This is a genomic window from Mesorhizobium sp. L-8-3 (assembly GCF_016756615.1).
Taxonomy (GTDB): Bacteria; Pseudomonadota; Alphaproteobacteria; order Rhizobiales; family Rhizobiaceae.
On record NZ_AP023262.1, the window covers coordinates 152,506 to 171,182 of the forward strand.

16 protein-coding genes are annotated in these 18,677 nt (G+C 64.6%); 6 read left to right on the plus strand and 10 right to left on the minus strand.

The window, feature by feature from the left end:
* Positions 1–20 precede the first annotated feature (20 nt).
* The gene (locus tag JN302_RS00705; protein ID WP_202309636.1) at positions 21–1,514 is read left to right on the plus strand and encodes an NAD-dependent succinate-semialdehyde dehydrogenase; all 1,494 of its coding nucleotides are present in this window, start codon (positions 21–23) and stop codon (positions 1,512–1,514) included.
* Positions 1,515–1,732: 218 nt separating this feature from the next.
* Here JN302_RS00705 and JN302_RS00710 read toward each other — a convergent pair whose 3' ends face one another.
* Positions 1,733–2,683 (minus strand): IS110 family transposase, encoded by a 951-nt coding sequence (locus JN302_RS00710; protein ID WP_202331249.1) that lies wholly within the window; start codon positions 2,681–2,683, stop codon positions 1,733–1,735.
* Between the two features lie 250 nt (positions 2,684–2,933).
* Here JN302_RS00710 and JN302_RS00715 point away from each other — a divergent pair, with 250 nt between their 5' ends.
* Entirely contained in the window at positions 2,934–4,307 is a 1,374-nt protein-coding gene (locus tag JN302_RS00715; RefSeq protein WP_202331250.1) for an aspartate aminotransferase family protein, read from the plus strand.
* Positions 4,308–4,448: 141 nt separating this feature from the next.
* Here JN302_RS00715 and JN302_RS00720 read toward each other — a convergent pair whose 3' ends face one another.
* Together JN302_RS00720 and JN302_RS00725 are read right to left on the minus strand one after the other, a co-directional pair.
* Positions 4,449–4,874, minus strand: coding sequence for a hypothetical protein (locus tag JN302_RS00720; RefSeq protein WP_202331251.1), 426 nt, complete (start codon positions 4,872–4,874; stop codon positions 4,449–4,451).
* A complete protein-coding gene (locus tag JN302_RS00725) occupies positions 4,864–5,919 on the minus strand; it encodes a hypothetical protein (protein ID WP_202331252.1) in 1,056 nt (351 codons plus the stop codon). The genes JN302_RS00720 and JN302_RS00725 overlap by 11 nt, the downstream gene beginning before the upstream one ends.
* A 395-nt stretch (positions 5,920–6,314) precedes the next feature.
* On the opposite strand from JN302_RS00725, the gene JN302_RS00730 reads away from it, so the two are divergent.
* From JN302_RS00730 to JN302_RS00745, 4 genes are all read left to right on the plus strand, one after another.
* A complete protein-coding gene (locus tag JN302_RS00730; RefSeq protein ID WP_202331253.1) occupies positions 6,315–7,637 on the plus strand; it encodes an ABC transporter substrate-binding protein in 1,323 nt (440 codons plus the stop codon).
* 202 nt (positions 7,638–7,839) lie between these two features.
* The gene (locus tag JN302_RS00735) at positions 7,840–8,727 is read left to right on the plus strand and encodes a carbohydrate ABC transporter permease (protein WP_244743718.1); all 888 of its coding nucleotides are present in this window, start codon (positions 7,840–7,842) and stop codon (positions 8,725–8,727) included.
* An 88-nt stretch (positions 8,728–8,815) separates the two neighbouring features.
* Entirely contained in the window at positions 8,816–9,700 is an 885-nt protein-coding gene (locus JN302_RS00740; protein WP_202309641.1) for a carbohydrate ABC transporter permease, read from the plus strand.
* A 186-nt stretch (positions 9,701–9,886) separates the two neighbouring features.
* Positions 9,887–10,834 (plus strand): ring-cleaving dioxygenase, encoded by a 948-nt coding sequence (locus JN302_RS00745; protein ID WP_202331254.1) that lies wholly within the window; start codon positions 9,887–9,889, stop codon positions 10,832–10,834.
* Between the two features lie 141 nt (positions 10,835–10,975).
* Here the strand turns inward: JN302_RS00745 and JN302_RS00750 are convergent, their stop codons facing one another.
* From JN302_RS00750 to JN302_RS00780, 7 genes are all read right to left on the minus strand, one after another.
* Entirely contained in the window at positions 10,976–11,920 is a 945-nt protein-coding gene (locus JN302_RS00750; RefSeq protein WP_202331255.1) for an NAD(P)H-dependent flavin oxidoreductase, read from the minus strand.
* 132 nt (positions 11,921–12,052) lie between these two features.
* Complete coding sequence (locus JN302_RS00755; RefSeq protein WP_202309644.1) at positions 12,053–13,222, minus strand: ABC transporter substrate-binding protein; 1,170 nt, start codon at positions 13,220–13,222, stop codon at positions 12,053–12,055.
* Between the two features lie 43 nt (positions 13,223–13,265).
* Entirely contained in the window at positions 13,266–14,285 is a 1,020-nt protein-coding gene (locus tag JN302_RS00760) for a branched-chain amino acid ABC transporter permease (RefSeq protein ID WP_244846145.1), read from the minus strand.
* Between the two features lie 29 nt (positions 14,286–14,314).
* A complete protein-coding gene (locus JN302_RS00765) occupies positions 14,315–15,187 on the minus strand; it encodes a branched-chain amino acid ABC transporter permease (protein ID WP_202331257.1) in 873 nt (290 codons plus the stop codon).
* Positions 15,187–17,028 carry an AMP-dependent synthetase/ligase gene (locus tag JN302_RS00770; RefSeq protein WP_202331258.1) on the minus strand — a complete coding sequence of 614 codons (1,842 nt, stop codon included), beginning with the start codon at positions 17,026–17,028 and terminating at the stop codon, positions 15,187–15,189. Before JN302_RS00770 ends, JN302_RS00765 begins: the two co-directional genes overlap by 1 nt.
* Positions 17,025–17,798, minus strand: coding sequence for an ABC transporter ATP-binding protein (locus tag JN302_RS00775; RefSeq protein ID WP_202309648.1), 774 nt, complete (start codon positions 17,796–17,798; stop codon positions 17,025–17,027). Before JN302_RS00775 ends, JN302_RS00770 begins: the two co-directional genes overlap by 4 nt.
* Positions 17,795–18,583, minus strand: a complete 789-nt coding sequence (locus JN302_RS00780) for an ABC transporter ATP-binding protein (RefSeq protein WP_244846146.1) — start codon at positions 18,581–18,583, stop codon at positions 17,795–17,797. The genes JN302_RS00775 and JN302_RS00780 overlap by 4 nt, the downstream gene beginning before the upstream one ends.
* Positions 18,584–18,677 lie beyond the last annotated feature (94 nt).

The following is an 18,677-nucleotide window of genomic DNA, read 5'->3' on the forward strand; positions in this document are numbered from 1 at the left end:
CGAACGGGAGGCCCCTTTCGATGTCCGCGCATTTCGCCCGCATGCACCGTCATGACGCTCTCGACCGGCTGGCCGACCGCCGGCTGCTGCGCGAACTCGCTTATGTCGACGGCCAATGGACGGCCGGCGCGGCCGGACGGGGCTTCGAGGTGCGCGATCCGGCCGGCGGCGAGTTGGTCGGCTGGGTGGCAGGATTGGACACCGCCGAGACCGGCGCCGCGATCGATGCGGCCGCGCGCGCCTTCCCGGCCTGGCGCAGCATGGCCGCGCAGGACCGCGCGCGCATCCTGCGCGACTGGTTCGAACTGATCATGTCCGCGCGGGACGACCTGGCTTTGTTGATGACGCTGGAGCAGGGGAAGCCGCTCAGGGAGGCGCTGGGCGAGATCGATTACGCCGCCTCCTTCGTGGAATGGTATGCCGAGGAAGGAAAGCGGGCGAACGCCGAAGGCGTCACCAGCCATCTCGCCCATGCCGAGATGATCGTGCGCCGCGAGCCATTGGGCGTCGTCGGTCTCGTCACACCGTGGAACTTCCCTTCGGCGATGCTGACCCGCAAGGCCGCCGCCGCACTTGCCGCCGGCTGCACGGTGGTCGCGCATCCCTCGTCCGAGACGCCGCTTTCCGCCCTCGCGCTCGCCGAGCTCGGCGGACGCGCCGGCCTGCCCGCCGGTGTCTTCAACGTCGTGACCGGCGAGGCCGAGACGATCGTCGGCCGCCTGTGCGACGACGCGCGGGTGCGGGCGATGAGCTTCACCGGTTCCACCGCCATCGGCCGGCTGATCGCGGGACGATGCGCGCCGACCATGAAACGCCTGGTCATGGAGCTCGGCGGCCATGCCCCGCTGATCGTGTTCGCCGACAGCGACCCCGCCAAGGCAATCAGCATCGCACTCGACGCGAAATTCGCGACATCAGGCCAGGATTGTCTGGCGGCCAACCGCATCTATGTCGAGCGCCCGGCCTATGAGGAATTCTGCCGGCACTTCGCCGCGGCCATAGCGGAGCTGAACACGGCGCCGGGCCTCGACGAGCGCGCTGATATCGGCCCGCTGATGCATGAGCGCGCCATTGCCAAGGTCGAGCAGCAGGTGGCCGATGCGCTGGCACGAGGCGCACGCCTGCTCGCAGGCGGCCGACGCCATGCGGCCGGGCCCCTGTTCTTCGAACCGACGCTGCTCGCCGACGTGCCCGACGACGCGCTGATCATGCGCGAAGAGACCTTCGGGCCCGTCGCCGCAGTGGTTCCCTTCGACGACGAAGCCGAAGTGGTGGCGCGCGCCAACGACACCGAATACGGCCTCGTGGCCTATGTCGTGACGGAGAACGGCGCCCGCCAGTTGCGCATGGGCCGCGCCCTCGACTACGGCATGGTCGCGATCAACCGGGTGAAGATCACGGGCGCGCCGATCCCCTTCGGGGGCGTCAAGCAGTCCGGCCTCGGCCGCGAAGGGTCGCGCCATGGGCTGGAGGCCTTCACCGAGCTCAAATATCTCTGCCTCGACGCTGCTTGAGAGCGACTCTTGCGATGCGTCTTTCCCTGGCATACCCCTCATCCGACCTCGCTTCGCGAGGCCACCTTCTCCCACAAGGGGAGAAGGCTGGAGCCTGGCTTCAGCGGTTCTGCAAATCATCGACGTCGACAACTAGCGGAAGCATCGCTGCAGCCTTCCCTTCTCCCCTTGTGGGAGAAGGTGGCCTCGCGAAGCGAGGTCGGATGAGCAACCATGATTCAGGCGCTGGCATTTTGAGGGTTCCACGGCGTTCCTCTGGCGAGGACAGCGTTGGCCATGTGGACCAGCTTTCTGGCGCAAGCGACGATCGCCTGTTTGTAGGTCTTGCCCGCGTCGACCAGACGTTTCCTGAAGGCCACGAGGATCGGGTTCCAGTGGTTGGCGGCCGAGAAGGCCGCCATGTAGACGGCCTTGCGCAGCCGCCGGCGTCCACCCGCGATGCGGCGCTGTCCGGCATGGGTTCCACTGTCGTGGTCGAAGGGGGCCACGCCGACGAGCGCCGCCGCCTCGGCTCGGCTCAAGCGGCCGAGTTCGGGCATGCGCACGACGAAGACCAGGGCGGTGATCTCGCCCAGGCCGGGGATGCTCAGCAGCAGGGCGAACCGCTTGGCCAGATCGGCATGGGCCTTCACCTTTGCAATGAGCTTGGCGAGCTCCTTGGACTTGCGCTTGCTCAACCGCCGGATCTCGGCCTCGAGGTAGCGCCGATGCGCCGGATCGCTGAAGCGGTCACGCCGGGTCTCGTGCCGGGCAATGTCGTCGGTGAGGGCGTCGATCAGCGTCATGTGCTCCTGAAAGGCCGCCAGCCGCGGATCGGCCGCCGCGCCGCCGCTGCCCAGCGCCGCCGTGGCGGCGAGGATCAGATCGGCATCGATCGCATCATTCTTGGCACGGCGACCGCGAAAGATGCGATAGCCGTGGACCTGACGCGGATCGAAGACCTTGACCGCGAAGCCCACCGCTTCGAGCGCCGCTCTGACGGCGGCTTCGTAGTTGCCGCTCGCCTCCATGCCGACCCGTTCGACCCCGGCCGCCGTCAGCCGCGCCGCCAGCCGGCGGTGGCCGGCGGCGTCGTTGGTCTCCACAAAACGCTGCCCGTCGAAAACGGCAACGTCGAGCGTGGCCTTGGAGACATCCACACCGGCGCATTTCATGCTAGTATCGTTCATCTTCGTCGACCCAACCTTGCGTTAATGCGAACCAGGGTGTTCAAGCAACCATCCGGGTCCGATGAAGAAAGTCGACTGCGATCACGCTCATCCTCAGCCAGCAACGGCTCAGGGGTTTCCGATCCGACAATCGACCGGCTCTGCAGGGGTGGCCACCCCTGCAGAGCCAACTCCTCATCCATAGCAGGATTTCCTCATACAAGGGGTCTTTGCGTTCCTGCCCTCATAACATCACATCGGAGTGTCTGACATGCTCGACCACTCGAACGAACTCGCCGCCTGGGACCGGGATCATTTCTTCCATCCTTCGACCCATATGGGCATGCATGCGCGGGGCGAGACGCCGAACCGGGTGATCGCCGGTGGCGAGGGCGTCTACATCACCGACACGTCGGGGCGCACGAGCCTCGATGCCTTTGCCGGCCTTTACTGCGTGAATGTCGGTTACGGCCGCAAGAAGATCGCCGATGCGATCGCCGAGCAGGCCGGCCGGCTCGCCTACTACCACGCCTATGTCGGGCACGGCACGGAAGCCTCGATCCGACTTTCCAAGATGATCGTCGACCGCGCCCCCGAAACCATGAGTAGGGTCTATTTCGGCCTGTCGGGTTCGGACGCCAACGAGACCAACATCAAGCTGATCTGGTACGCCAACAATGTGCTCGGTCGCCCCAAGAAGAAGAAGCTGATCTCGCGCTGGCGCGGCTATCATGGTTCCGGCGTGATGACGGGCTCGCTCACCGGCCTGGAGCTCTTCCACAACGCCTTCGACCTGCCGCGCGCGCCGGTGCTCCACACAGAAGCGCCGTACTATTTCCGCCGTGCCGATCGCTCCATGAGCGAGGGGCAGTTCTCGCAGCATTGCGCCGACAAGCTGGAGGAACTGATCCTGGCCGAGGGACCGGACACGGTCGCCGCCTTCATCGGCGAGCCGGTCCTCGGCACCGGCGGCATCGTTCCGCCACCGGCCGGCTATTGGCAGAAGATCCAGGCGGTGCTCAACAAATACGACGTCATGCTCGTCGCCGACGAGGTCGTGACCGGCTTCGGACGGCTCGGCAGCATGTTCGGATCGGACCACTACGGCATGGAGCCCGACCTCATCACCATCGCCAAGGGTCTGACCTCGGCCTATGCACCGTTGTCGGGCGTGATCGTCTCGGAGAAGCTTTGGCAGAAGCTCGTCGAGGGATCCGACCGGCTGGGTTCGTTCGGCCACGGCTGGACCTACTCGGCGCATCCGATCTGCGCGGCCGCCGGCATCGCCAATCTGGAGCTGATCGACGAACTCGACCTGGTGCGGAACGCCGGCGAGACCGGCGCCTATCTTCGTGCCGGCCTGGCTTCCGCGCTTGCCGACCACAAATATGTCGGCGACATCCGCGGCGAAGGCATGCTGGCGGCCGTCGAATTCGTCGCCGACAAGGACGACCGCGTGTTCTTCGATGCAGCAAGGAAGGTCGGACCGCAGGTGGCGGCAGCTCTCGCCGAGCGCGGCGTTATCGGGCGTGCCATGCCGCAAGGCGACATACTCGGCTTTGCCCCGCCGCTCTGCCTGACACGCGATGAAGCCGACATCGTCGTGGCGAAGACCGTGGAGGCGGTGAAAACCGTCCTGGGGTGAGCGAGTAGCGAGTAGCGAGTAGCGAGTAGCGAGTAGCGAGTAGGCTAATCCAGCCGCCGCTGGCGGCAATCCCTCATTTCCCCTATTCGCTACTGGCTATTCGCTATTCGCTATTCGTTACTCGCTCCCTGGCAGCAGGCCCTACTGAGCCTTCCCCTCGCCTGACGGCGCGTCGGGGCCCTTCAGCTGAACGTCGTTGATACTGACCGAGCCATCGGCCTTCCGGACGACCTTCCAGCGCAGGCTGCCATCGGGCTGAGGCTTGGCGAAGCCCTTGGCGATGAGAGCCATCGGAAGATATTGCGAAAGCTCCGGCGCCTGTTTGGAGGCGGCCTGGAGATTCTCGAACATCTTGTCGAAACCGGCGACGTCGACCGTCACGTCGGCATTCGGCTCCGTCCCCACGAAGGTGACTTCGCCGGCAAGCGAGACCTGCGTATCCCGGTTCTTCATGGAACTCGGCGCGATCACCAGCTTGGGCGGCCTGGCCAGGAAATCCGCGGCGATCTCCGCGCCGACCTCGTCGGGCACCACCGCGTCCCGATTGAGGTCGAAACTATCGATCACCTTTTTTGCCATATCCTGGAAATCGAAACCGACACCGTCGAGATTGAGGTCGACATCGGTCGGCAGCAGCGTGGCGCTCCACTCCGGCAGCGCCGGTCGGGATGGCCAGGCTGGCCAATCCGATCTTGTAGGAAACGGTCGCGTTCTGGACGACGCCATCCATGCCGAAGCCGAACGACACCGTCTTGGCGCCGAAGTTTCCGACCGGTGTCGTCACATCGAGATCGCCGAACCGGTAGGTTCCGTCGAGCCTGTTCCACATCGGCAACGCCGTCAGCAGCAGCCTCTTCAATTCCGCCTGATTGGCCTTCAGCTTGGCCTCGTCGGAATTGGCGACGCCGAAGGCGACGAGGTCGAGAAGCTGGCTTGTGCGATAGCCCTTGCCGGTGCCTTCGAGGGTAAGGCTTGCGGCCTTGAGCGTGACGGGCATCGTGGCGCCGCCGGCCTCGGCCGCAACCTGCATGTTCTGAACGAAATCGGCAACGGACTGGTTGAAGCTGATGTCGACGCCGCCGCCTTGCGCCGCGACCCCCGTGGATCGGAACGTGCCGGCGCCCGTGGTCGACTGCATGTCGCCTGCGGCATCGCGCGAGGCCACGGCCATGCCCGCATGCGAGCCCGACGCGGTCGGGAAGGCTGCCAGCGCGGGATCGTAGACGCCCGCGAACCTCCCGTCGGAGACCGTCCACTTCATGGATTGGCGGCCGTTCGGACCTTCCGTCTCGAGCGCCCCGTCGGGTATCGTATCGCCGACCACGTCCCATTTGCCGTCGGAGAGCGGCTTCACCAGAACTGAAAAGGGAGAAATGTCGAACTTGACCTTGGCTTTCGCCGGGAGCATCGCTGCGAGAGGCTCGATATCGAAGCTCAAGCGATAGGCGCCGGCTTCCGGCGCGACCGCGAGGATCTTCCGGTCGAAGGCGTCCTTTCCGACATAACGCGAAAGACTGTCGGTGAGACGCGCCGCACCATCCGCATCGACGGTCTGGGCGAGCGCCGGCGTGGCGAGCACGAAGCAGGAAACGATCGGCAACAGGAGACGCAAGCAACCCTCCAAACCTTCGAGCGGGAATATAGACTAGTAGACAATTGCGGAGGTGCCGGCAAGTCGCATCTACAACTTTTGCGTGTACAATTCACCCGAAGCTCGCGCAGACGGCTTGGCATCCCCGCCTTGCCATGTCATCTTCCACCCGGTGCCCTGGGTAGCATTTCCGGAACGGTCCGGCGAGGAGGATGTTTTGGCGCCCTCGACCGTGGGCGGAAAGTCCCCGACCCGGGACGAAGCCTGTCCCGGGCGATGTGCGACGGCGGCGAGCGTCCTGACCGGCATCGCCTCGTGCACGGTTCAGTTCCTTACGCCAGCGTTAGCCGGCTGAATGCCGGCCGCATGAGGAGTGCATACGACCAGAGGACTGCAATCAACGGAGGAAGCACAGCATGAAATTCACCAGGCGTGGTGTCATTCAGACCGCAGCCGGACTGGCTGCCGGTGCCATCGGCAGCCGTTTCGGCAATCGGCCGGCTTTCGCCCAGGAGCTCAAATACGAGCCGGAAGAGGGCGCGACATTGCGCCTTCTCCGCTGGTCGCCCTTCGTCAAGGGCGACGAAGACCAGTGGCTGGCCAACACCAAGCGCTTCACCGAAGCGACCGGCGTCGAGGTCCGGGTCGACAAGGAGAGCTGGGAGGATATCCGGCCCAAGGCTGCGGTGGCGGCCAATGTCGGCTCGGGGCCCGATCTGATGCTCGTCTGGTTCGACGACCCCCACCAATATCCTGACAAGCTGCTCGACGTGACCGAGCTCGGCGACTATCTCGGCGGCAAATTTGGCGGCTGGTACGACGGGCCCAAGGACTATGCGACGCGGGAAGGCCGCATGGTCGGCCTGCCGCTGGCGACGATCGGCAACGCCATCGTCTATCGCGAAAGCTGGGTGAAGGAAGCAGGCTTCTCCGAGTTCCCCAAGGACACGGCCGGGTTCCTTGAGCTGTGCAAGGCGTTGCAGAAGAACGGCCATCCCGCCGGCTTCACCCATGGCCACGGCGTCGGCGACGGCAACAACTACGCCCATTGGCTGCTTTGGAGCCATGGCGGCAGGATGGTCGACGAGAGCGGCAAGGTGGTGATCAACAGCCCCGAGACGATGGCGGCCGTCAACTACGCGATGGAGCTCTACAAGACCTTCATCCCCGGAACCGAGAGCTGGCTCGACGTCAACAACAATCGCGCCTTCCTGGCCGGCGAACTGTCCGTCATCGCCAACGGCATTTCCGCCTACTACTCGGCCAAGATGAATCCGGACAAGGATCCGAAGCTCGCCGAGATCGCCAAGGACATCCGTACCACCAACCTGCCGATCGGCCCCATCGGCAAGTCCGTCGAACTCTATCAGGTCACCACGGCGGTCATCTTCAAATACACGAAGTACCCGAATGCGGCGCAGGCCTATCTGCAGTTCATGTTCGAGCAGCCGCAGATGTCGGAATGGATCACATCCTCGGCCGGATATTGCTGCCAGACGCTGAAGGGCTTCGCCGACAATCCGGTCTGGAGCGCCGATCCCAACAACGCGCCCTATGCCAAGGCATCCGAAACACTGCGGCCCAACGGCTATGCCGGACCGCTGGGCTATGCATCGGCGGCGACCATGGCCGACTATGTCCTGGTCGACATGTTCGCCAAGGCGGTGACCGGCCAGGCTACGCCGCAGGAGGCAATCGAGGAGGCCGAGAAACGGGCCAATCGCTACTACCGGGTCTGACCGCATCGCGGGCGGCGTCCTGCTGCGGCGCCGCCCGACGCCTGCCACATCGGCCCGAGAGTCGTACCTGATTACCGGAAAGCACGATTGGCAGTTTGGGCGGAATGGGCGAGCGGCGCTCCAGGCGAAACGGGATGGTTCGATGGTCTCCACCTCCTCGGAATTGAGCGAAGCCCAGCCGCGCGGTTCGGCGCTGTCGCGCATGACCAACAGCCATAACTGGCTGGGCCTCGGCTTCATGGTGCCGGCGGCCGTGCTGCTGCTCCTGTTCCTGACCTATCCGCTTGGGCTCGGCGTCTGGCTCGGCTTCACGGACGAGCGTATCGGTCGGCCCGGCATCTATGTGGGCCTGGAGAACTACGAGCTGTTGTGGGACGACAGCGTCTTCTGGCTCTCCGTCTTCAACACGCTGCTCTACACCATCGTTGCGTCCGTCCTGAAGTTCGGACTGGGGCTCTGGCTCGCTTTGATCCTCAACCAGCGCCTGCCGTTAAAATCGTTCTTCCGCGCTGTCGTGCTGCTGCCCTGGGTGGTGCCGACGGTGCTGTCGGCCATCGCCTTCTGGTGGATCTACGACGCGCAATTCTCGATCATCTCCTGGGCGCTCCAGGAACTCGGCCTGATCGACGGCCGCATCAATTTTCTCGGCGACCCCGAAAATGCCCGTGCTTCGGTGATCGCCGCCAATGTCTGGCGCGGCATCCCCTTCGTGGCTATCACCCTGCTTGCCGGTCTGCAGACGATTTCGCCCTCTCTCTACGAGGCAGCGACGCTGGACGGGGCGAACCGGTGGCAGCTGTTCAGGCACGTCACCCTGCCGCTGCTGACCCCCATCATCGCCATCGTCATGACATTCTCGGTGCTGTTCACCTTCACCGATTTCCAGCTGATCTATGTGCTGACGCGCGGCGGTCCGGTGAACGCGACGCATCTGATGGCAACCCTGTCCTTCCAGCGCGGCATCTCCGGCGGCCAGCTCGGCGAGGGGGCGGCGATTGCGGTGGCGATGATCCCGTTTCTGCTCGCGGCCATCCTGTTCAGCTATTTCGGGCTGCAAAGACGGCGATGGCAGCAGGGAGGGAGGGATTGATGCAACCATCGGCATTTCTCCTTCCGTCGAAGGAGAAGTAGGCGTTTCCCGTGGCCAAAATACCCGGTCCAGCGCGCAAGGACTTCGAATGACCACCTCAAGCACGACCAAAGGCGACGAAGGCGGCATGGGCTATCTGCAGAGCCTGCCGCGGCGCGTGGTGACGATCTATGTCCCGCTCGCGGTCTTCATGTTCGTGCTGCTCTTTCCCTTCTACTGGATGACCATCACGGCGCTGAAGCCCAATGACGAGATGACCGACTACAGCAGCTACAGCCCGTTGTGGGTGGTCCGCCCGACGCTGCAGCACATACGCTACCTGCTGTTCGAGACCTCCTACCCCGGCTGGCTGATCAATACGATCATCATATCGGTCGCCGCCACCTTCATCTCCCTGGTCGCCTCGGTGCTCGCGGCCTACGCGATCGAGCGTCTCCGCTTCACCGGGTCACGGTCGATCGGACTGGCGATCTTCCTGGCTTATCTGGTGCCGCCCTCGATCCTGTTCATCCCGCTGGCCGTGATGGTGTTCAATCTCGGACTCTACGACACGCGCTTTGCCCTGATCCTGACCTATCCGACATTCCTGATCCCCTTCTGCACCTGGCTGCTGATGGGCTATTTCCGCTCGATCCCCTTCGAGCTCGAGGAATGCGCTCTCATCGACGGCGCCACGCGCTGGCAGATCCTGACGCGGATCGTACTTCCGCTCTCCGTGCCGGGCCTGATCTCGGCCGGCATCTTCGCCTTCACGCTTTCCTGGAACGAGTTCATCTACGCGCTGACCTTCATCCAGTCCTCGGAGAACAAGACCGTTCCGGTCGGCGTGCTGACCGAACTCGTGCGTTCGGATGTCTATGAGTGGGGCGCGCTGATGGCCGGAGCCCTCATCGGATCGCTGCCGGTGGTCATCCTTTATTCCTTCTTCGTGGAGTACTACGTGTCGTCCCTGACAGGGGCCGTGAAGGAGTGAGACCGCTTCAATAGGCGCCAAATTCCGCGCACCCGCCGACCTTCTCCTGCTTGGCTCGGTCGCGTCGGAGGCTGTCCGGCGGGTGGAAAAGGCCTGTCCCGTCGAACTGTCCGTTCAGCATCGCGCACTTCTTCAGCGCGTTTCCAGGACCGATATTGACGCCAGGAAGAAATCCGGAGGAAAGCCATGCAACTGACCGGCATCCATCATCTGACGGCGATCACCGCCAATGCGCGCGAGAACCTTCGCTTCTATACCGAGGTACTCGGCCTGCGCCTGGTCAAGAAGACCGTCAACCAGGACGACACCAGCGCCTACCACCTCTTCTACGCCGACCGCCAGGCGACGCCGGGCACCGACCTCACCTTCTTCGACTGGCCCGTGGGCCGCGAAGGACGCGGCACCCACAGCATCGCGCGCACCGGCCTCAGGGTTGCCGGCGCCGGTACGCTCGCCTGGTGGAAAGCGCGCTTCACTGAACTGGGCGTGACTGCCGGCGACATCGCCGAGATCGACGGCCGCGCTTCGCTCGACTTCGAGGATGGCGAAGGGCAGCGTTTCCGTCTCATCGACGACGGCGGCCCCGCCCCCGCGCATCCCTGGGAAAGGAGCCCGGTGCCGGCGCGGCACCAGATCAAGGGGCTGGGGCCGGTCGTGCTCAGCGTGCCGGATCTCACCAACACGGCCCTCATGCTCGTGCATGTGATGAACATGGCGGAACAGCGGAGCTATGTCTCTCCCGACGGCATCGGCGAGGTCCATGTCTTCTCCATGGGCCAAGGCGGTCCCGCCGCCGAACTTCATGTCGCGGTCCAGCCGGACCTGCCGGTTGCCCGGCAAGGCGCCGGAGGCGTCCATCACGTCGCCTTCCGCACACCCGACGTCGAGGCGATGCACAAATGGACGGAACGCCTGCAGGAGTTCCGCCTTCCCTCCAGCGGCGAGGTCGAGCGCTACTATTTCCGCTCGCTCTATTTCCGCGAGCCCAACGGCATCCTGTTCGAGATCGCGACCGACGGCCCGGGCTTCACCGCCGACGAGCCTCTGGAGACGCTCGGCGAAAGCCTTGCCTTGCCGCCCTTCCTCGAGCCGAAGCGCGCCCAGATCGAGGCCAATCTGAAGCCGTTGAAATGAAGCCTCGCCTTTCTCCTCCCTTGAGGGGAATATGGCTGCAAAGCAGCCAGAGGGGGTTCGTGCGGCAGTGCTCGACCTAAGGACAGCACGCCGCACTGGGCAGGAAGGACCCACCCGATCTCGAGAGTAGGCCGCCCTCAGCTACCGCAGTCCGCTCATGAGCCCGTCCGTCGCGCCGCTCACGGCAGCGTGGTAGTCGGCAGCGATGCGAGCGCACAGCTCACCGACGCCAGGCACGTCGTCGATCGCCCCCACGCCCTGGCCCGCCGCCCAGATGTCCTTCCAGGCCTTGGCGTCCGTGGTGCCGAAATTGTAGCTCGACGGCGGCGTCAGGTCGTCCGGATCGCGGCCGGCGGCTTCTATGCTCGGGCGCAGGAAATTGCCCGGCACGCCGCTGATCGCGGGCGTATAGACAATGTCGGCAGCCTTGGCGTCGACGATCATCTGTTTCTGGCGCTGCACGGCCAGGCTCTCCCTGGTCGCCATGAAACGCGTGCCGACATAAGCGAGGTCGGCGCCCATCATCCGCGCGGCGGCGATCTGGGCGCCGGTCGACATCGCCCCACCCAGGAGCAGCGTGCCGTCGAAGATGCTCCTGATCTCGTGCAGCGCGGCGAAAGGGCTGATCATCCCGGCATGGCCGCCGGCCCCGAAACTCACCGCGATCAGGCCGTCGACGCCGGCTTCGACCGCCTTTTCCGCATGTTTCAGGTTCGTCACATCGTGGAAGACAAGCCCGCCATAGGCATGGACGTCGCGGATCAGGTCGCGGTTGAGGCCGAGCGAGGTGACGACCAGCGGCACCTTGCGCTCGATGGTGATGGCGAGATCGGCTTCCAGGCGCGGATTGCTGCCATGCACGACGAGGTTCACCCCATGGGGTGCCGCATCGGCGCCGAGACGCCCCGATATCTCGTCCAGCCAGTCGCCGTATCCGGCGCTCGTGCGCTGGTTGAGCGCCGGAAAGGTGCCCACGACGCCGGCCTTGCACGCTTCCACGACGAGGTCCGGCCCGGAGATAAGGAACATCGGGGCCGACACGACGGGCAGGCTGAGGCGCCCGGCCCAGGCAGCAGGCAGCGGCATCGCGGCAAGACTCCTTTTTTGGCTTTCGCGCCAACGGGCGCGGCGCGCGGTCGCGCGCTCCAACGGTCGGAAAGTCGACCGTTGGTTTGTGTCGAGGAAGGGTCCGCCGGCGCATTGCCGGCGGGCTGCTCGTCAGTACTGGGTAAAGTCCTGCAGCGTCTTGAACGTCTTGTCCTTGGCATCGAGCTGGTAGATCTTCAGCGCCGTTCCGGACAGCTGCTTCTCGTTGTCGAAGCTGATCGGCGCGCTTACGCCCTGGGTGTCGAAATCCTTGAGGCCGCGGAGCCGTTCGATCGTGCACTCGCGCGTCAGTTCCTGGCCGCAGCGCTTCATCGCCTCGGCCAGCGAATGCAGGCCGACATAGGTGACGTAGGTATAGCGGTTGATGGCGGCGACCTCTTCGGGCGTGGCATATTTCTTGGCCTTCTCCATGAAGGCGTCGATGGCCGGGCCGTCGAGCGCGACATAATCGGCGACCAGATAGTCGTAGCCGGCGGGTGCCGAGAGATTGACCGAGGGCGGCATGTCCTCGCTCCACACGCCGGCGACCTGGAGGTCCAGGCCGAGCTTGCGCGCTTCGCCGAGGATGTTGGCCGCGCCCGCAATGATGCCGCCATTGGCCAGCACATTGACGCCCGCCTGCTTCATCTGGGCCATCTCGGCCGCGTAGTTCGCCGTGCCCTTCTTGAAGCGGACGCGGAGCGCGTCCTTGACGCCGAATTCCTTCACCGCCCTTTCGTAGCCCTGCTCGATCGCGCCGCCGAAATCGTCGTCCTGGCGGATCAGGCCGTAGACGGGGTTCTCCACCTTCATGTTGTCGTGGATATATTTCAGTTGCCCGTAGAAGGCATCGGAATAGGACGCGCCGATGGTGAAGACCGACGGACGGACCGGTTCGTAGACCAGTTCGTTGGGCGCGGTGGTCACAACCGTCGGCAGGTTGTGCTCCTCGATCAGCGGCATCATGGCCAGCACATTGGCCGTGCCGGAGGTGCCATTCAGCGCGAAGATGCCGTCGACCTCGATGAGCTTGGTCAGCGCCTGGAAGGAGCGGGCCGGAACATAGCCGTCGTCCTCGGTGACGACCGTGATCTTGCGGCCGTTGACGCCGCCGTTCTCGTTGATCTCACCGGCGGCAATCTTGGAGCCGACCGAAACCGCCTTGCCGATGAAGGAGGCGGGACCGGTCATGATGTTGACGTCGCCGATCTTGATCTCGGTGTCGGTGATGCCCGGGTCGGCTGCGTAGGCGGCTGTCGACGCCAGCAGTGCGGCGGCAAATGCGATAAGTCCGTTTCTCATTCCGTTTCCTCCTATGATGCCCGCCTCGCCGGTCTGTTGCCGGCTAATAGGCGAGCGGCCAGTTGCTCCAGTATTTGCGGATGTCGCGCCACAATCCGATCAGCCCTTCGGGCTTGAGGCGCAGGAAGGCGACGATGACGATGCCGTAGGCGATGCCGCGGATCTCGTAGACATAGGTCGTGTAGAGGGTCGAATTCGGGTCGGCGAAGGCTTCGAAGAACAGCCGGATCGCCTCCGGCAGGAAGGACAGGAAGATCGCGCCCAGGACCGCGCCGGCGATCGACCCGAGCCCGCCCAGGATGATGATGGCGAGCGCCTCGATGGACAGGATCAGGGCGAACACGTCGATATTGACGAAGCGGATCTGCAGCGAGATCAGCGCGCCGGCAATGCCGACGATGAAGGAGCTGATCGCGAAGGCGAGCAGCTTGTAGCGGACGAGGTCGACGCCCATCACCCGCGCCGCTATGTCGTGGTCGCGGATCGCCATCCAGGCACGGCCGATGCGCGTGCGCTGTATGTTGAGCGCCGCGAGGATGACGAGCACGGTGATGCCGAGCGTCAGGAAATAGAGCGCCTTGCCGCGCTGCAGGTCGACGCCGAGGACCTTCGCGCCGGAGACGAAGACGCCGTTCGGACCGTGCGTCACGCCTTCGGCATAAAGGATGATGTGATTGATGATGAAGGAGAAGGCGAGCGTGGTGATGGCGAGGTAGAGCCCCTTGAGCCGCAGCGACGGCACGCCGACGAAGACGCTGATCAGCGCCGCCATCAGGCCCGCTGCTGGGATCGACAGCCAGACCGGCCAGCCGTAATCCATCATCAGGATGGCGTTGGTATAGGCGCCGACGGCGAGAAAGCCGGCCTGGCCGAGCGAAATCAGCCCGGTGGTGCCGGTCAGCATGTTGAGCCCGACGGCGCCGATGATGGCGATCAGCGCCGAAACCATCAGCGTGACCTGGTAGTTGCCGAGCAGGAACGGCGCGACGATCGCGGCGGCCAGAAGCAGGCCGGTCCACGTCCAGACAGCCCTGCTGTCGCTGAGCGCGACGAGTTGACCCATCGTTTCCTTGTAGTGTCCCGTGCGCATGGTCAGACCCGCTCGATTTCCTTGCTGCCGAACAGGCCGTAGGGACGGACCATCAGCACGATGACGATGACGATGAAGCCCGAGATCTCGCGCAGGCCCTGGCCGATATAGCCCTGGAAGAGGTTCTCGATGACGCCTATGACGAGACCCGCGGCGGCGGAGCCGATGACGGAGTCCATGCCGCCCAGGATGACCGCCGGAAAGGACTTCATGCCCTGGAACCAGAGATCCGGCGCCAGCTTGAAGTTGGCTGCGAAGAGCACGCCGGCGACCGAGGCGATCGCGGCGGAGAACATCCACGCCACGGCATGGATGCGGCTGACGCTGATGCCGACGAGCAGTGCCGCCGTCTCGTTGGCCGCCACGGCGCGCATGGCGATGCCCATGCGGCTAAAGCGCAGGAACGCCCAGCCGACCACGGTCATCACGGCGAGCGCGGCGATCAGGTAGAGCTGCGCCGGGTAGAACGGGGCGGAGCCGATATAGACGACATCGGTCGAAATGCCGGCCGTGAAGTTGAACGGGTCGGGACCCCAGATCATGATGGTGACCCCGCGCAGGATCACCGCCAGACCGACTGTCACCATGACGATGGCGAAGATCGGCTCGCCGAGCATGGGACGGATGAAGATGCGCTCGAGAACCAGGCCGAGCAGCATCGAAATCGGGATTGTGAGGAGCATCAGCGGCACGAAGGAAAGGCCGAAGGTCGTCGACAGGGCATAGGCGATGTAGGCTGTCAGCATCACCAGTTCGCCCTGGGCGAAGTTGACCACGCCTGTCGACTTGTAGATCAGCGCGAAGCCCATCGCGATGAGACCGTAGGCGGCTCCGGAGACGAGGCCGGTCGAGACGAGAAGGACGAGGAAGTCCATCAGGCGGCGCTCCCGTAGATCATTGCGATCTCCTCGCGGAATTTTTCCTCGATGATCCTGCGGCGCACCTTCATGGTGGCGGTCAGCTCGCCGTCGTCATGGTCGAGTTCCTTGGCGAGGATGACGAATTTGCGGACGTTCTCGACTCGGGCGAAACGGTCGTTGACGCGCCGGACCTCGCCGCCGACCAGATCCCTGACCTTTTCGTGCTGGGCGAGCGAACGATAGGTCGTGTACTGGATGTCCTGCTGCTGCGCCCACTTGCCGGTGGTCTCGAGGTCGATCTGGATCAGGGCCGCGAGGAAGTTGCGGCCGTCGCCGAGCAGGATCGCCTCCCTGATATAGGGCGAATCCTTCAGCGCGTTTTCGATCAGCGACGGGGTGATGTTCTTGCCGCCCGAGGTGATCAGTATGTCCTTCTTGCGATCGAGCACGTGGACTTCGCCGCCGTCCTCGACCTCGACGATATCGCCCGTATGCAGCCAGCCGTCGGAGAAGGCGCGTTCGGTCGCGGGCTCGTCGAACAGATAGCCCTTGAACACGCTGCGTCCGCGCAGCATGAGTTCCCCGTCGGGCGCCAGCTTCTGCTCCATCCCGTCGATCAGGCTGCCCGAGCGGCCGAGCGTCGTGGCCCCGGGGCGCTGCGTGTGCGAGACGCCGGCGCTCTCCGTCATGCCGTAGATCTGGTAGACCGGCACCCCGAGGATCCAGAAGAACAGCAGGACTTCGGGCGACACGGTCGCGCCCCCGCAGAACCCCGCGCGCACACGGTTGATCCCCAGGAAATGCTGCAGGCTGCGGAAGCAGACCAGCCACAGGAGCGCGAACATGAGCCGGTCGGAAAGACCCGCGAGCCGGCCGCCATTGGCAAGGCGGCGTTCGGCGACGGGACGGCCGAGGCCGACGCACTTCTCGAACACCCATCGCTGGAAGGGCGTCGTGTCCTTGACCCGATAGAGGATGCTCTGCTGCATCTTTTCCCAGATGCGCGGGACGCCGAGGAACCCCTTGGGCGCGATCTCTCGCAGGTTGACGACGACCGTATCCACCGACTCGGCGAAGCTGACTGTGCAGCCCGTCACCAGTTGCATGACAGTGGAGAAGCTGCGCTCCGCGACATGACAGAGCGGCAGGTAGCAGAGAACGGAATAGCTGTCGCTGTCGAGGCCGTGGATCGAGACGACCTGGCCGGCGGAATGCAGCATGTTGCGATGGGTCAGCATCGCACCCTTCGGCATGCCGGTGGTCCCCGAAGTGTAGACGATGATGGCGACGTCGTCGGGTTTGCCGCCGGCGATCGCGGCGTCGATCACCTTGCCGAATTCGGCTTCCTTCGCCTCGCCGAGTTCCATCACCCCGGCGAAGGACATCAGCCCCTCCTCCGCATAGTGGCGCATGCCCTTCATGTCGACGCAGATGATGGTCCCGAGGTCAGGCAGCCCTTCGTCGTTGCGGCGGGCGTCGAGAACCTTGTCGGTCTGTTCCTGATCGCCGCAGACGACGATCCGGGCACGCGAATGGCGCACGATATATTGCAGCTCGGGCCAGGGATTGGTCGGATAGATGCCCAGGCAGGCGCCACCGACCATCTGCGCGGCAAGATCGGCATAGAGCCATTCCGGGCTGTCGTCGCTTGCCACCGCAAGCCGGTCGCCCGGACGGAAGCCCAGAGCATAGAGCCCGATCGCCAGACGGCGGGCCATGTCGAAATAGCCCTTCCAATCGGTGCGCAGCCACAGGCCGCGCTCCTTGACCCTCAGCGCCAGTGCGCTCCCCTGGGCTTCGGCCCGATGCCTGAGCACCTGCGGCATCGTCATCAAGGACAGGTTCTCCACCGTCATGCCGCCCGCCTCGTTCCGAGATAGGCGTCGACGACGGCGGGGTTGGCGGCCACTTCCGCCGGCCTGCCCTCTGCGATCTTGCGGCCGTGATTGACGACGCAGACATGGTCGGAGATGTCCATGACGATGCCCATGTCGTGCTCGACCATGAACACCGTCATGCCGAGTTCCTCCTTCAGGTCGAGGATGAAGCGGGCAATGTCCTCGCGTTCCTCCTGGTTCATGCCCGACACCATCTCGTCGAGGAGCAGCAGCTTCGGCGAGACGGCCAAAGCGCGACCGAGCTCGACGCGCTTCTGCTGGCCGTAGGACAGCGTGCCGACGACATGGTCGCGGATATCCTCGATCTCGAGGAAGTCGATGATCTCTTCGACGCGCTCGCGCGCCCGGATCTCCTCGCGGCGCGCCCGCCCCCAGAAGATGGCTGCCGAGAGCGGGTCGGCCTTGAGATGGGTATGCATTCCGACCAGCAGGTTGTTCACCACCGTCTCGTGCTTGAACACGGCGAGGTTCTGGAAGGTGCGCGCAATGCCGAGTCCCGCGAGCGCATAGGTCGGCAGCCTGGTGAGATCCTGGCCTTCGAACAGGATGCGGCCCGAGGAGGGGCGGAACACGGCGCTGATCAGGTTGAAGACCGTCGTCTTTCCCGCGCCGTTCGGCCCGATCAGGCTGTAGATCTGCCCGCGCTCAACACTGAGGCTGACCTCGTTCACGGCAGTCAGCCCGCCGAACCTTTTGCTGACGTGGTCGAGTTCGAGAAGCACGCTCACGACAGCCACCTCTTGCGACGCTTGTAGTGCTTGACGTCGCGCATGCTCTTGCGCTCGCCGCCGGAGAAGCCGAGATAGAATTCCTGGACGTCGTCATTGGCGCGCAGCTTCTCGGCGGCCCCGTCGAGCACGATGCGGCCGTTCTCGATGATGTATCCGTAGGACACGACCTGCAGCGCGAGCTGCGCGTTCTGCTCGACCAGCAGCACGGTCAGCCCGTCGTCGCGGTTGAGCGCGATGATGGCGTCGAAGATGCCGTCCACGATCTGCGGCGCAAGGCCGAGCGACGGCTCGTCGAGCATGAGCATTCTCGGCCGCCCCATCAGCGCGCGGCCGATGGCGACCATCTGCTGCTCGCCGCCGGAGAGGTAGCCCGCGATCTGCGACCTGCGCTCCTTCACGCGCGGGAACAGCGCATAGACCCGGTCGAGCCCTTCCTGGCTTTCGGCGCGTGAACGGGTAAAGCCGCCCATCAGCAGGTTTTCTTCCACGGTGAGCGTGCCGAACAACGCCCTGCCCTCGGGGACCTGGAGCAGGCCGCGCCGCACGATGGCGCGCGGCGACTGTCCCGAGATCACGTCGCCCTCCAGATTGATGGCGCCGCTGACGATCTCGCCGTCCTCCTGGTAGAGCACGCCGGAAATGGCTTTCAGGATGGTCGATTTGCCGGCGCCGTTCGAGCCGAGCAGCGCGACCATGGCGCCTGCTGGGACATCGAGCGATACGTCCCGCACCGCCTCGATCGCCCTGTCGTAGAGAACCTGGACGTTCTTCAGAGACAGCACGGCGACACTTCCGACATCGATTGATGAACGCAACTTATCAACGTCATCGACGTGGGCTGCTCCGACTCATGGGCGCTCGACTTCGCGACGCAGA

Bases quoted from the DNA above. Each gene is read 5' to 3' on its own strand.
- JN302_RS00705 (WP_202309636.1), top strand. From the start codon at position 21: ATGTCCGCGCATTTCGCCCGCATGCACCGTCATGACGCTCTCGACCGG.
- JN302_RS00710 (WP_202331249.1), bottom strand. From the start codon at position 2,683: ATGAACGATACTAGCATGAAATGCGCCGGTGTGGATGTCTCCAAGGCC.
- JN302_RS00715 (WP_202331250.1), top strand. From the start codon at position 2,934: ATGCTCGACCACTCGAACGAACTCGCCGCCTGGGACCGGGATCATTTC.
- JN302_RS00730 (WP_202331253.1), top strand. From the start codon at position 6,315: ATGAAATTCACCAGGCGTGGTGTCATTCAGACCGCAGCCGGACTGGCT.
- JN302_RS00735 (WP_244743718.1), top strand. From the start codon at position 7,840: ATGACCAACAGCCATAACTGGCTGGGCCTCGGCTTCATGGTGCCGGCG.
- JN302_RS00740 (WP_202309641.1), top strand. From the start codon at position 8,816: ATGACCACCTCAAGCACGACCAAAGGCGACGAAGGCGGCATGGGCTAT.
- JN302_RS00745 (WP_202331254.1), top strand. From the start codon at position 9,887: ATGCAACTGACCGGCATCCATCATCTGACGGCGATCACCGCCAATGCG.
- JN302_RS00750 (WP_202331255.1), bottom strand. From the start codon at position 11,920: ATGCCGCTGCCTGCTGCCTGGGCCGGGCGCCTCAGCCTGCCCGTCGTG.
- JN302_RS00755 (WP_202309644.1), bottom strand. From the start codon at position 13,222: ATGAGAAACGGACTTATCGCATTTGCCGCCGCACTGCTGGCGTCGACA.
- JN302_RS00760 (WP_244846145.1), bottom strand. From the start codon at position 14,285: ATGGGTCAACTCGTCGCGCTCAGCGACAGCAGGGCTGTCTGGACGTGG.
- JN302_RS00765 (WP_202331257.1), bottom strand. From the start codon at position 15,187: ATGGACTTCCTCGTCCTTCTCGTCTCGACCGGCCTCGTCTCCGGAGCC.
- JN302_RS00770 (WP_202331258.1), bottom strand. From the start codon at position 17,028: ATGACGGTGGAGAACCTGTCCTTGATGACGATGCCGCAGGTGCTCAGG.